Origin of the sequence: Streptomyces sp. NPDC050738, from assembly GCF_040654175.1 — a bacterium.
Lineage (GTDB): Bacteria > Actinomycetota > Actinomycetes > Streptomycetales > Streptomycetaceae > Streptomyces.
On the sequence record NZ_JBFAHN010000003.1, the window covers coordinates 326,706 to 340,079 of the forward strand.

A 13,374-nucleotide genomic window follows, 5' to 3' on the forward strand; every position below is an offset into this window, starting at 1 on the left:
GCGCGGCGCTGGACAATGGACGGTGGCCATCACGGCATCACGAAGGAGCAGCACCCCATGGCGGAGTCCGACCAGAGCGAACACCTGCGGCGGATGCGTCCCGCGCCTCTCCTCTTCGAGCCCTCGGAGGCGGCCGGTGACGCCGAGCACTTCTTCGACCTGGAGTCGATAGACGACCCCGCGGCGCTGCTCGGCCGCGCCACCGAGCTCACCCTGGCATTCCGCGCCGCAGCCGACCGCGCCACCGAGTTCCAGGCGATCGCCGCCGCCCAACTGGCCGACCCCCGCCGCTTCGACCGCCTCACCGCGGCCGACATCGCGGACCGCGCCCAGTGGACGGAGGACTACGCGAAGAAAATGATCGACTTCGGCCGCGACCTCCTGAGGAACGGCACCCAGGGCGCTTCCTGAGGATCGCGCTCCATAGCCGGGTGGCATATGCCGGACTGCAAGATACTCCCCACCGTCCCGCCCTGTCCCGGTTTCCGCCAACCCTCAGAAACGGAACAGTCACGGCCGGTAGATGTAGGTCCATGAGCGACGTCTTCTCCCTCCTCCGCGACAGCACCCACGACAGCGACCGGCACCAGGCCGCCCAGGTGACCCCGGCCGGTGCCGCCTGGCTCGCATCCGCCGCCACCTACCCGCGCTCCACGCTCTCGCTCTGGGAGTCCCGCCCCGTCGCCCCGGTCGTCCTGCCCTGCGGATCGGTCTTCGACGTGGTCAATGTGCCGTCGATCTTCGGCCGACGGATGCTCGACGCCTTATGGGCGGACGGTCCGGGGTGCGGCCCGGTGGCCACGCACCGGGGCCGGATGCTGCTCTTCACCGCCCCGGGCACCGCCCAGCGGCTGCCCTCGCTCCTCGACTGGGAGGAGTGGGGTTCGGCCGTGCCGCCGCTGCTCTGTCACGGCACCGGCGACGCCGTGACCGTACCGTCGCCGACCAGCAACAACACCCTCTCCGGAGCGCGCTGGGTGGTCGCCCCCGACACCCGCCACCCATGGCTCCCCGGACCCGAGGTGATGCTCTGGGCGTGCGTGCGCGCAGCCCGTGCGACCTCGTCCTCCGCCGTGCGGATATCGATTTTTCCTCCGGCCGATCAGGATGCTAAGGTCTACGACGTCACCAGGCGCCGTTAGCTCAGTTGGTTAGAGCAGCTGACTCTTAATCAGCGGGTCCGGGGTTCGAGTCCCTGACGGCGCACAGACGGAGAAAGCCCCTCGCAGGTTCACCTGCGAGGGGCTTTTTCGTACGCCCACGCCCGCTCCTACACCCACGCCACGCGTCAGAGCTTGCCGGGGCTGACCCTGACCGTCCACGCCCCCGACGGCGTCCGGTCCGTCACCTGAACCTTCGTCCCGTCGCCCGGCACCGTGAAGGTCTCCCCGACCTGCATCGGCGCATCGGCCAGCGCCGGATAGACCGACTGGTCCCAGCAGGCCCCCGTCCCCGGGTGCGTGTCGATCACCTCGACGGGCCCGCCGCCCGATTCCGTACCGCTGTGCACCCGGTACAGGAGCACGCCCTCCGTGCAGGTCGAGCGGTCGTTGCCGGTGGCGGAGCGGGCCTCGATGGCGATCGCGCTGTCGTCCCCGGTACGTACGACCGCGAGCCGCGTCGCACCCGCACCCGCACCCGCGCCCCGCGTGGGCGCCGCCTCCAGCGAGTCCAGGGTGAGCCGCCCGCCGCCGCCCCGCTGCACGCACGCGACCTGGCGCGGTTCGAGCCAGCCCAGCTTCCACTTGTGCCAGCCGAAGAAGTCCGGGGCGAGCCCGAACTGGCTGCCCATGACGTCCCAGTCGCCGACGTAGGTGTCCCAGTCGCCGTTGCCGTCCGTCGGGCGGTGGTAGAGGTCCGCGAGGTCGAAGACGTGCCCGGTCTCGTGGGCCAGCACATTGCGGTCCGGCGGATGCTGCTCGAAGACGGTGACCAGGCGCTTGAGGTCGTGGCCGTCGGCGCGCATCGGGGTGTCGAAGTTGACGACCTTCGTGGCGTCGGCGTTGACCCCCGGGGCGTCCGGGTCGGCGACGAGATAGACGATGTCGTACTTCCCGAAGTCCACCGAGGGGTCCGCAGCGGCCACCGCGTCCCGCAGATAGGCGGTGCGCCGGTCGGGGTCCCAGTCCCGCTGTATGTCGTACGAGGTCGCGGACTCGGGCATCTGGATCCACTGCTTCAGCGGATGCGGGCGCAGCGTGAACTTCCCGTACGAGGCGCGCTCGAAGAAACGGCTGGTGGAGGGGAAGTAGTCGCCCGCGATGTCCTGCGGGGTCGACTGGGGCTCCGAGTCCGGGAAGGACAGGAAGATCATGACCGCGTCGAGGGGCTTGTCCGGGCGCGCGTACGCATCGTTCCAGCTGTCCAGGCCCAGCGAGTGGTGCGCGCCCGTGCGCGGCAGCGCGCAGGGGCCCGCCGCGGACGCGGCGACGGCGGGGCCCGCAGCCAGGGTGATGGCGGCGAGCGCCAGCAGGGAAGTGAGGCCGGCCGCCGTACTGCGCAGGCGGCGGTCCACTCCCCCGGGTGTCGGATGACGCTCCACGTCGACCTCCGGGTAACGGATGCGGAACACCTCACCCACACTGTGGTGATTTGAGAGGTTTCGCACTGTTCCGATGCCCCAGTCGAGTGACTGGCCGAACACCCCGGCACTTCACGGAAAGTCACAATCGATCACGAGCGATGGCCGCCTCGACCACACCCGCGCAGAAACGATCGACCGCGCGCACAGGGTGCTCCGCATCACGGCGGGAGTACGGTGGCGGAGCTGGCTGGGCCCTTGTGCCAGCCTCTATGATCGGCACACTTTCCTCGCTGGATTCCATCTGTACGAAATCAACTGCCCTGCGGGAGCGAGCGGTGAGCGGAACCCCCGACGGACCGAGCCCGGCATCCGGAACACCCCGTGCACCAGGGCTTCCGGTCACGGAGCGTCATTCCGTCGGCCGGACCGCGTCCGAGCTGCGCGACTACCGCGCCGCCTTCCACGCCGCCCAGCTCGCGATGGCCGTGGTCGACCGCGAGGGCCTGGTCGTCACGGCCAACGAAGCGCTCGCCGCGCTGCTCGGCACCAGCACCGCCGCCCTCGCCGAGCAGCCCGCCGCCGACCTCGTCGACCTGGCCGCCGACGCCCGCACCTGGCACGCCTACCGCGAGGTGCTGCGCGGCCGCCGCTCCCGCTTCCGCTGCACCCGCCGCCTCAAGCACCCCGACGGGCACTCGCTCTGGGCGGAGGTCAGCGTCGCACCCGTACCCGACAGCCCGAGCGTGCTCGTCTCGGTCGCGGACATCAGCGACCGGCGCGAGCTCCAGGCGCGGCTGCGCCACCTCCAGATGCACGACCCGGTGACCCGGCTGCCCAACCGCACGCTCTTCTTCGAGCGGCTCTCCGCCGCCCTGGACTCCTCCGCGTACGGGCACAGTGGCACCGGCAGGATCGGCCTCTGCTATCTGGACCTCGACGGGTTCAAGGCGGTCAACGACACCCTGGGCCACCGCACCGGGGACCGGCTGCTCAGCGCCGTCGCCGCCCGGCTCACCGCCTGCGCCGACCAGGCCGGATACACCCGCAGCAGCGGTCACCTGGTCGCCCGGCTCGGCGGCGACGAGTTCGCCCTGCTCGTCGAGGACTCCACAGGTACGGAGCAGCTCGCCGACCTCGCCCGGTCCGTGCTCGTCAGCCTCCAGGAGCCCTTCGACCTGGCCGGCCAGCGGCTGTCGGTGTCGGCGTCGATCGGGGTGGTGGAGCGGGTCGCGGCGGGCACCACGGCGACCGGCCTCATGCAGGCCGCGGACACGACGCTCTACTGGGCGAAGGCCGACGGCAAGGCCCGCTGGACCCTCTTCGACCCGGAGCGCAACGCCCACCGGATGACCCGGCAGGCGCTCACCTCCACGCTGCGTCCGGCCGTCGAGCGGGGTGAATTCACCCTGCAGTACCAGCCGTTGGTCGGCATGGAGGACGGCGTCGTGCGGGGGGTCGAGGCGCTGGTGCGCTGGCGGCACCCGCAGTTCGGCATGCTCGCGCCGAATCGGTTCATCGGAATCGCCGAAGAGGACGGCTCGATCGTCCAACTCGGCCGCTGGGTGCTGCGGACCGCCTGCCGGCAGGCCAGGCAGTGGCAGCTCGACCACCCGGACGAGGCGCCGCTGTTCGTGAGCGTCAACGTCGCGGTGCGCCAGGTCTGGGACTCCGACCTGGTTGCCGATGTGGCCGGGGTCCTCGCGGAGACCGGACTCGCCCCGGAACTCCTGCAGTTGGAGCTGACCGAGTCCGCCGTGATGGGCTCCGCGGGCCGCCCGCTGCAGGCCCTGCAGGCGCTCAGCGACATGGGCGTGCAGATCGCCATCGACGACTTCGGGACCGGCTACTCGAACCTGGCCTACCTCAGCCGGCTGCCCGTCTCCGTACTGAAGCTGGACGGTTCCTTCGTACGCGGCTTCCAGTACGAGGAAGGCGGCACGCACCCCAACCCGGCCGACGAGGTGATCGTCGAGACGCTGGTCCAGCTGGCGCACCGGCTGGGCCTGACCGTCACCGCCGAGTGCGTGGAAACCCCTGAACAGGCGGCGCGGCTGCGGAGAATCGGCTGCGACACCGGTCAGGGGTGGCTGTACTCGCGTGCGGTCGCGCCGGAGAAGATCGACACGATGATCGGGGTCAGCCCGCTTCCGGCCTGACCCCGAATCATCGTGCCCCTGTGGGGGGGGTCTCAGGTGGTCATGGTCACCGCGTCAGCAGGCGCCGAGGTCGGTCCAGACACCCCACTGGCCTGTGGTGCCGGGCTGCTCGCCCTGGGTCCACCACTGGGCCTTCCAGGTGTGGCCGCCGTACGAGACCGTGTTGCCGCCCGTGTACGTCGCCGCCTTGTCCCAGGCCGGCGCCGTGCAACTGCCGGTCGGCGGGGTCACCGAGGGGCTCGGGCTCGCGGTGGCGGTGGGCGTCGGGGAGGGGCTGGCGGTCGCCGTGGGCGTCGGGTCCGGGGTCGAGGACGGGGAGGAACCGACGGCCGTGACGATCTGGTTGAGCAGGGTGGTGTTGTTGTCCAGGCCGAGCAGGGAGTACATCATCGCGCCCGCGAGTCCACGGCTGTGGGCGTAGTCGGCGCGTGCCTGGATCGACTTCTGGTCGAGGCCGGTGAAGAACTCGCCGTCCTTGTAGAAGTACGAGGCCTTGGCGGCGTCGTCCCAGAAGGTGGTCGCCGGGTTGTCGACGATCCCGCCGAGCTCCTTGTAGTACGCGATGCCCGCCTGCTGACTGAGCGAGCGCGCGGCCGAACCGCCGGTCGCCGTCTGGGCGAGGCCGTTGGTGGTGCCTGCCGGGACGCCCTTCCAGCCGCGGTAGTAGAACTCGTAGCCGAGGGTCAGCTTGTTGGCGGGGAAGCCGCCCGTGATGCCGTAGACGGAGTCACCGTCGAGCCAGGCGTCGATCGCATTGGCGATCGAGTACTTCTCGGTGCCGGGTGCGATGACGTCCGTCGGGTCGTTGGCACCGGAGGTGAGCGGCGACTGGTGGTACGTAGGCCCGTCGCCGTCCCAGGCGCCGTGCATGTCGTACGTCATGATGTTGGCGTAATCGAGGTACGCGCCGATCTTGTCCGTCTCGATGTTCTTGATCTTGTCCTGGCCGGCCGGGAGCGCCGCCGTCAGGAGGTACTTCTTGCCGCCGTGCGCGGTGCCGTACGCGTCGAGCTGCTTGCGGAACTCGGCGAGCAGGAGCGTGAAGTTCTGCTTGTCGGCGGGGTCGGTGTGGTTGCCGAGGTGGCCGCCGGCGGAGGCCGGGTACTCCCAGTCGATGTCGATGCCGTCGAAGATCCCGGCCGCTGCGCCCACGCCGCCGTAGCCGCCGTCGACGGGCAGGTCGCCCTGGATGTACTGCTTGATGCAGGAGGCGACGAGCTTCTTGCGGCTCGCGTCGGACTTGGCCGCATCCGAGAAGTACTTGCTGTAACTCCAGCCGCCGATCGATATGTTGATCTTCAGCTTGGGGTACTTCGCCTTCAGCTCCTTGAACTGGTTGAAGACGCCCACGATCGGCTGGTCCCACTTGTCGGCGGTGCCGTCGACGCTGTCGGCCGCGGAGAAGGACTTCTGGTAGTCGGCGTACGAGTCACCCGCCCCGTCACCGGCGCTTGCGTTGTTGTCGTCCCCCGCCGCCTTGTTGGCCTCGAAACAGGTGAGGTCGGTGGGGTGGATGTTGCCGAAGGAGTAGTTGATGACGTCGAGCTTGCCCGCGATGCCCCGGGTGTCGAGCTGCTTGGGGTAGAAGGCGTTGCCGTACACGCTCCACTGGTCGTAGTACGCGATTTTCACGCCACCGGTGGAAGGGGTCGCCGCGGCCTCGGCGGTGGAGCCGAAGCCGACCAGCGCGCCGAGGGCGCCGGTGGCGAGCGCGGCGGTGGTCAGGGCCGCGATCAGGGGTCTGCGGGAGCGCACTTACAGCCTCCGGGGGGAGCGGGCGAGGTTGGTCGTGAGGTAGAGATAGCGACCTCTTGGACACCGCGTCAATGGTCTGAACCAAAATGAGGACTAGACCAATCTGCCGATGAAACCGCTTACAGCGGCTGGGTGTTGGGCGCACAAAAACCGCCCGCCACCATGGGTGACGAGCGGTTTAAGGCTGACTTAATGGATCTTGGCGGGCTGCGCGGAGGGCACTCGGTGGTCTGGACCAGCCGGTTCCGGTAACCCAGGATTTACTCCGCCGCAGGCAGCACCGGCAGACCGTAGGCATCGGCGATCAACTCGTACGAACGCAGCCGGATGTCGCCGCCATGCGCATTCGCGGTGATCATCAACTCATCGGCGCCGGTGCGCTTCTGCAGGTCGTCGAGCCCGGACCTGACCTCGTCCGCGGTGCCCTTGATGACATTGGAGAGCCAGCTGTCGGCGAACTCCTGCTCCATGGGGCTGAAGGTGTATGCGGCGGCTTCATCGGGGGTCGGAATGAGCCCGGGCCTCCCGGTGCGCAGCCGGATCATGGAGAGCGCCCCGGTCAGGACCTGCCGGTGCGCCTCCTTCTCCTCATCGGCCGCGAGGGCCGAGACGCCGATGAGGGCGTACGGGGCGTCGAGGACGGCGGAGGGCCGGAAGGAGTCCCGGTAGAGGTCGAGGGCCGGGATGGTGTTCTGCGCCGAGAAGTGGTGCGCGAAGGCGAACGGCAGCCCGAGGGTGCCGGCGAGCCGCGCACTGAAACCGGAGGAACCGAGCAGCCAGATCGGGGGCCGACCGGAGGGACCCTGGACGGGCCCGGGGACGGCGTGGATGCGCGAGTACGGGTGCCCGTCGGGAAAGTCGTCGTCGAGGAAGCGGGTCAACTCACTGAGCTGCTGCGGGAATTCGTCCGCACCCTCGTGGAGGTTCTCGCTGCGCCGGAGGGCCGCAGCGGTGGCGCCGTCCGTGCCGGGCGCCCGCCCGAGCCCGAGGTCCACGCGCCCCGGAGCCATGGCCTCGACGGTGCCGAACTGCTCGGCGATGACGAGCGGCGCGTGATTGGGCAGCATCACACCGCCGGACCCGAGGCGGATCCGGCTGGTGTGGGCGGCGAGGTGCGCGAGAAGGACGGCGGGAGAGGACGAGGCGACACCGGGCATGGAGTGATGCTCGGCGACCCAGTGCCGGTGATACCCCCGGCTCTCGGCGAGCTTGGCGATCTCGACCCCGGTCTGGATGGCCTGGGTGGCGGTGCGCCCTGCCCCGACGGTGACGAGGTCCAGTACGGAGAGGGGTACGGGGGCGTTCCCGAGTGCCGTGCCCTTGATCGCGTCCACCGTGATTGCCCTTTTCTGCCGTCGGTACGTACGCAGGACGACAACTGGGGGCAGCCCCCGTTTATTCCCGACGGCGGGCGACCGGTCGGGGGTGGGGTCGGGGGCAGGCTCCTACCCGGTGGCTCTTGTCGGGGTCGGGAGGGTGGGCCCCCCTGCCGACCGATACCTGGAGTGTGGCGTTTCCGGGGCGGAGTAAAGGGCGCGACTGCGTCGCGTCGGCTACGCCGATTCCGCTGCGCTCCACCCTTGACACCACCCCTCCACCGCAAAAAATTGGCGGCTATCGGTCGGCAGAGGGTCCTGGCCGCATAAGGGGAGGGCAGGCCTGCGGTGCGGTCAGCCCGTGGCCGAACGGCACCCGACGGGGGCCGGGCCGGTGGCCCGGTCCGCCACCCGCACCGGGGCGGGCGAACCACCGCACCCGCTGAGCACGTGGCGCGGGTCAGCTCGGCGGGTGCGGGACGGCGGACCAGACTCCCGGGGAGCGATTCGTGCCCCTAACTGAACACACACCCACCCCACGCCCGACGAGCAGCAGACACACACGCATCGTTGCAGGTCACAGCCCTGCACTCCGAGGACAGGATGGTTGAAGACTCAAGTGGGTCACCTAAGGGGCACCCCACCGCTTCTCCCCACCCAAAACAGCGACCAGCGGGGCATGAAGTCCCGCCCCACGACCGCCTCTTGACGCCGAACCGAGAGCGGCAGCCCCATGCAAAGGGTGCGACCTCGACCCCCGGCGCGGGGAGCGGAGCTCCACCTTGGATGCTGTGACGCGAACCGCCCCGCCGAAGTGCCCCGCAGACAAACCCTTCAGCTCATCCGGTCCGCACGAGCAGCGCGGTGTACGCGAAGCATCAGCCCCAACGCGGCAGCAGCCAGCCGGACGAGCCCCCAAGGGCTCGGCCTACGACGCGCAGCGTCGTACATCACTCACACCAACAACAAACCAACCCGCGCAACAGCCCCACCCACCCGAAGCCCACCACCCACCCGGCACCCGACGCCCCCTACTCAGGCCGCGCGAACAGCCGCCCCAGCGACTCCGACCACACCCGGCGGTCCACCAGCCGCAGGCCCTCCCACACCGACACCTGGTTCGCCGTGAGCACCGGCTTGCCCAGCACCTGCTCCAACTCCCGTACGTACGCCGCCGTGTGCAGCGCCGTGTCCGGCAGCAGGACCGCTTCCGCGTCCCGCGCGTCGCCCGCCAGCGCCAGTTCCAGCACCTCGTCGCGGCCCCAGGTGCCGACCTCCGCCGCCGTGATGATGCCGCTCGACCGTGCCGAGACCACCTCCACGCCTCCCGCCTTCAGGAAGTCGGCGAAGAGGCCGGCCACATCCGCCGGGTACGTCGCCGCCACCGCCACCCGCGTCGCGCCCAGCGCACGTACCGCGTGTGCGAAGGCGAAGGACGTGCTGGAGGCCGGGAGGCCCGCCGCCTTCGCGAGCCCCCTGATCTGCTCCCTCGCGCCCTCCCAGCCGTACACGAAGCTGGCGCTCGTGCAGGCCCAGACCACCGCCTCGGCCCCGGACAGGCGGAGCTCCTCGACCCCGGCCGACAACCGCTCCGCCGCGCCCATCTCCAGCAGGGCGTCGACCCGGTGCGCGTCCTCGCCGATGTCCGTGTGCACCAGGGGCAGCCGCACTTCGGACGAGGCGAGCATCAGCTCGATGCGTTCGTAGTCGTCCTCCGCCGAATGTCCCGGGTAGAGGAATCCGATCGCTGTCATGTCGTCCAGCCTCCCTGTTCTTCCGGCCCGGCGGGCTCCGGTGCGGGTTCGGTCACGGGTGCGGGCCGTTCTGGCGCCGAGGCCAGCAGGAGCTGCTGGTACGGACCCACCGCGTGCGCCCCTATCGACCGCAGCGCCGCCCACATCGTGACCTGGTTCGCCGAGAGGACCGGCATCCTCAACTCGGCCTCCAGCTGCGGGATCACGTCGTACGTGGGCAGGTTGGTGCAGCTGATGAAGAGCGCGTCCGCCGCGCCCACCACCGCCTCCCGCGCCATGTCGACCACATCGCGGTACGGGACCTTCCAGATGTGCCGGGTGAGGCCCAGGAAAGCCCGTCCCGTCACGGCTATCCCGGCCTCGGCGAGATAATCCTCCAGCGAGGAAGTCACCGACTCGGTGTACGGGGTGACCAGTGCGATCCGCCGCACCCCCAGCTCCTCGAAGGCCTGCAGCAGCGCCCCCGAGGTGGTGACCGACGGCAGTTCGCCCGCCTGCGTCATGGCCTCGCACATCGCGCGCTCCCCGGCGAGCCCGCCGACGAAGCTGCCGCTGGTGCAGGCGTACGCGATGATCTGCGGCTCCACCGCGATCAGCGCCCTGACCGCCTCGCTCAGCGTCTCGTGCTCGCTGACGAGCCTGGCGAGGTCGAGGGAGACTTCCACCGGGACGAAGGGGGTACGTGTGAGGTGCAAGGAGACTTCGTCGGGGACCCAGCGCCACAGTTCCCGGTCGAGTGCGAAATCGAAAGGGGCCACGACTCCGACACCGCGCTGCGGCTGGGGTCCGCCCAGAAAGGAGATTTCCATTTACCTGCCCCCAACTGACATACGTGAGGCGGCCGTTCTTGGTGGTGCACTGCTCATGCAGACGGTAGGGGCACGCCACGAGCCCGGTCAATCCGTACATCTCAGACGTTGCTTTGTGCTTACTCTGACGAAATCCTGACGACCTCCGTCGAAGGCTGCACCCATGTCTGAGATCACCCTTCTGGTACTGGACGCCGAGCCGCCGCCCCGCCTGGGCGCGCTGACCGGCCGGGTCCGCATCGAGCACGCCGACGAGCAGACGCTCGCCTCCCAACTCCCCTCTGCCGACGTTCTGTTGGTGTGGGACTTCCTCTCCGATGCCGTACGCCGTGCCTGGCCCGGCGAGGGCCCACGGCCCCGCTGGGTGCACACCGCGAGCGCCGGCGTCGACCATCTCCTCTGCCCCGAGCTGGCCGCATCCGACACCCTGGTGACCAACGCGCGCGGCATCTTCGACCAGCCGATCGCCGAGTACGTCGCCGGGCTCGTCCTCGCCTTCGCCAAGGACCTCCCCGGCACGCTCGAACTGCAGCGCCAGCGCCGCTGGCGCCACCGTGAGACCGTGCGCCTCGCCGGCACCCGGGCAGTGGTCGTCGGGTCCGGACCCATCGGCCGGGCGATCGGGCAGACCCTCTCCGCGCTGGGCGTGAAGGTGGCGCTGACCGGCCGCACCGCGCGCGGTCAGGTGCACGGGCCCGAGGATCTGCCGCTGCTGCTGACCCGCGCGGACTGGGTGATCTGCGCGGCGCCGCTGACCGACACCACCCGTGGCATGTTCAACTCCCGTACGTTCGGGGCGATGCAGCCCTCCGCGCACTTCATCAACGTCGGGCGCGGGGCGCTCGTCGTCGAGAACGACCTGCTCGAAGCGGTCCGCAGGCGGTGGATCGCAGGGGCCGCCCTCGACGTCTTCACCGACGAGCCGCTGCCCCCGGAGAGTCCGCTCTGGGACGTGCCCGACCTGATCGTGTCTCCGCACATGAGCGGCGACACGGTCGGCTGGCGCGACGATCTGAGCACCCAGTTCCTGGAGTTGTACGAACTTTGGGCCGCCGGGAAGCAACTTCCGAACGTGGTGGACAAGAAACGTGGGTACGTCCCCCTGCATGACTGATCTCACCCGCCTCACCGCACTGCAGCTCCTCTCCGGCTACGAGAACGGCGCGTTCACCCCCGTCGACGTCACCCGCGCCGTGCTCGCCCGCGCCGAGGAGGTGCAGCCCCAGGTCAACGCGTTCGTCCGCTTCGAGGCCGAAGAGGCCCTGGCGCGGGCGGAGGAGTCGGCCGGGCGATGGCGGCGCGGGGAGCCGCAGGGGCTGCTCGACGGGGTGCCGGTCACGGTGAAGGACATCCTGCTGCAGCGCGGCGGGCCGACCCTGAAAGGGTCGAAAGCCCTTGATCCGCGCGGCACTTGGGCCGAGGACGCGCCGTCCGTGGCCCGGCTGCGCGAGCACGGCGCGGTCTTCGTGGCCCGTACGACGACCCCCGAGTTCGGCTGGAAGGGCGTCACGGACTCGCCCCTCTCCGGTGTGACGCGCAACCCGTACGCCGTCGACCGCACCTCCGGCGGGTCCAGCGGCGGCAGTGCCGCGGCCGTCGCGCTGGGCGCCGGGCCGCTGTCGCTGGGGACGGACGGCGGGGGGTCGGTCCGTATACCGGCGTCGTTCTGCGGCATCTTCGGGTTGAAGCCGACGTACGGCAGGGTGCCCATCTATCCGGCCAGCGCCTTCGGCACCCTCGCCCATGTGGGGCCGATGACGCGGGACGCGGCGGACGCGGCGCTGATGATGGACGTCATCTCCGCACCGGACAGCCGCGACTGGTCGCGTCTCGCCCCGCCGACCACCAGCTACCGCACCCACCTGGGCGAGGGCGTGAAGGGGCTGCGGATCGCCTACTCCCCCGCGCTCGGCGGCCAGGTCGCGGTGCGGCCCGCGGTGGCCGCGGCGGTACGGGGCGCGGTCTCGAAGCTGGCGGAGCTGGGCGCCTACATCGAGGAGGCCGACCCGGACTTCGCGGACCCCGTGGAGGCCTTCCACACCCTGTGGTTCAGCGGGGCGGCCCGCGTCGTGCAGCCCTTCGGCCCCGCCCAGCGCGCCCGACTCGACCCCGGGCTGCGGGAGATCACGGCCGTGGGAGCCCGACTCTCGGCGCTGGAGTATCTGGCGGCGGTGGACGTACGGATGGAACTGGGGCGCCGGATGGGCCTCTTTCACGAGACGTACGACCTGCTCATCACCCCGACGATGCCGATCACCGCCTTCGAGGCGGGAGTCGAGGTCCCCAAGGGTTCGGGGCACCGGCGGTGGACGGGGTGGACCCCGTTCACGTACCCCTTCAACATGACGCAGCAGCCCGCGGCCACGGTCCCCTGCGGGGTCGACGCGGACGGGCTGCCGATCGGTGTGCAGGTGGTGGGTGCCCGGCACCAGGACGAGCTGGTGCTGCGGGCCGCCCACGCGCTCTACGAGTCGGGGGCGGCCGCTATCCCGCCGCCGGCGGTCCCTGCTCCAGCCGCCGGAAGCTGAGCGTCTCGCCCAGCGCGCCCGCGCGCCAGAGGTCCTGGCAGGCCTCGGCCATCCGGTCGAGGCCCTCGACCACCGTGCCCCAGACGATGCCGGGCACCCAGCCCGCATCCCCGTTGAGCAGCAGGTTGTTGCGCTCGTAGAAGAGGGCGAGGTCGACCACAGGGGTGGGCTCGCGGCCACCCGACTTCCTCGTGTAGCCGTGCGAGGAAGTGCCCAGCGAGAGCTCGGAGAAGGTGAAGTAGCAGAGGTCGCCGGGGATGGGGGTCACGGTCGGGTTCTCCAGCGGCGGCTCGTGCTCCGCGAAGCCCGGGAACAGGGCATATATCTCATTACGCGCATATTTCGCATGGAACACATCCCCGCCCAGCGGCAGTGCATCCCACACCGCCGCACAGGTGACCGGGGCCATGTCGTCGAGGAGTTTCGCGGTGCAGCTCACACCGCGCTTGTCGAGCGAGACTTCGATGAATCGATCGGTCATCCCCCTGGGCTACCCGAACCTGCGGCCGGCTACCCCGAAAATTGTTGGGCA

General features: G+C 70.2%; 11 protein-coding genes and 1 tRNA gene. 6 read left to right on the top strand and 6 right to left on the bottom strand.

All coding sequences use genetic code 11. The annotated features are described in order from the left end of the window. Nucleotides 1–57: 57 nt before the first annotated feature. The 3 genes from AB0H78_RS09510 to AB0H78_RS09520 all read left to right on the top strand — a co-directional run bounded on the left by AB0H78_RS09510 (nucleotide 58) and on the right by AB0H78_RS09520 (nucleotide 1,206). On the top strand, nucleotides 58–411 hold the full coding sequence (locus AB0H78_RS09510) for a hypothetical protein (RefSeq protein WP_363233696.1): 354 nt from the start codon (nucleotides 58–60) through the stop codon (nucleotides 409–411). A 122-nt stretch (nucleotides 412–533) separates the two neighbouring features. Further along, a complete protein-coding gene (locus tag AB0H78_RS09515; RefSeq protein ID WP_363233697.1) occupies nucleotides 534–1,142 on the top strand; it encodes a bifunctional DNA primase/polymerase in 609 nt (202 codons plus the stop codon). Continuing rightward, nucleotides 1,133–1,206, top strand: a tRNA-Lys gene (locus AB0H78_RS09520). Before AB0H78_RS09515 ends, AB0H78_RS09520 begins: the two co-directional genes overlap by 10 nt. An 82-nt stretch (nucleotides 1,207–1,288) precedes the next feature. On the opposite strand, the gene AB0H78_RS09525 is transcribed toward AB0H78_RS09520, so the two are convergent. After that, nucleotides 1,289–2,563 carry a M6 family metalloprotease domain-containing protein gene (locus AB0H78_RS09525; protein ID WP_363234090.1) on the bottom strand — a complete coding sequence of 425 codons (1,275 nt, stop codon included), beginning with the start codon at nucleotides 2,561–2,563 and terminating at the stop codon, nucleotides 1,289–1,291. 230 nt (nucleotides 2,564–2,793) lie between these two features. On the opposite strand from AB0H78_RS09525, the gene AB0H78_RS09530 reads away from it, so the two are divergent. Then, a complete protein-coding gene (locus tag AB0H78_RS09530; RefSeq protein WP_363233698.1) occupies nucleotides 2,794–4,680 on the top strand; it encodes an EAL domain-containing protein in 1,887 nt (628 codons plus the stop codon). A gap of 54 nt (nucleotides 4,681–4,734) precedes the next feature. Here the strand turns inward: AB0H78_RS09530 and AB0H78_RS09535 are convergent, their stop codons facing one another. The 4 genes from AB0H78_RS09535 to AB0H78_RS09550 form a co-directional block, all read right to left on the bottom strand. Then, entirely contained in the window at nucleotides 4,735–6,435 is a 1,701-nt protein-coding gene (locus AB0H78_RS09535; RefSeq protein ID WP_363233699.1) for a glycosyl hydrolase family 18 protein, read from the bottom strand. Nucleotides 6,436–6,695: 260 nt separating this feature from the next. Next, on the bottom strand, nucleotides 6,696–7,769 hold the full coding sequence (locus AB0H78_RS09540) for an LLM class flavin-dependent oxidoreductase (RefSeq protein WP_363233700.1): 1,074 nt from the start codon (nucleotides 7,767–7,769) through the stop codon (nucleotides 6,696–6,698). A 1,013-nt stretch (nucleotides 7,770–8,782) separates the two neighbouring features. After that, nucleotides 8,783–9,505 (bottom strand): aspartate/glutamate racemase family protein, encoded by a 723-nt coding sequence (locus tag AB0H78_RS09545; RefSeq protein ID WP_363233701.1) that lies wholly within the window; start codon nucleotides 9,503–9,505, stop codon nucleotides 8,783–8,785. Continuing rightward, nucleotides 9,502–10,314, bottom strand: a complete 813-nt coding sequence (locus AB0H78_RS09550) for a decarboxylase (protein ID WP_363233702.1) — start codon at nucleotides 10,312–10,314, stop codon at nucleotides 9,502–9,504. The genes AB0H78_RS09545 and AB0H78_RS09550 overlap by 4 nt, the downstream gene beginning before the upstream one ends. A 163-nt stretch (nucleotides 10,315–10,477) precedes the next feature. On the opposite strand from AB0H78_RS09550, the gene AB0H78_RS09555 reads away from it, so the two are divergent. Then, a complete protein-coding gene (locus AB0H78_RS09555; protein WP_363233703.1) occupies nucleotides 10,478–11,428 on the top strand; it encodes a D-2-hydroxyacid dehydrogenase in 951 nt (316 codons plus the stop codon). Further along, nucleotides 11,421–12,842 (top strand): amidase, encoded by a 1,422-nt coding sequence (locus AB0H78_RS09560; RefSeq protein ID WP_363233704.1) that lies wholly within the window; start codon nucleotides 11,421–11,423, stop codon nucleotides 12,840–12,842. Before AB0H78_RS09555 ends, AB0H78_RS09560 begins: the two co-directional genes overlap by 8 nt. Here AB0H78_RS09560 and AB0H78_RS09565 read toward each other — a convergent pair. Beyond that, the gene (locus AB0H78_RS09565) at nucleotides 12,799–13,323 is read right to left on the bottom strand and encodes a DUF3830 family protein (protein ID WP_363233705.1); all 525 of its coding nucleotides are present in this window, start codon (nucleotides 13,321–13,323) and stop codon (nucleotides 12,799–12,801) included. The genes AB0H78_RS09560 and AB0H78_RS09565 overlap by 44 nt on opposite strands. Between the last annotated feature and the right edge of the window lie 51 nt (nucleotides 13,324–13,374).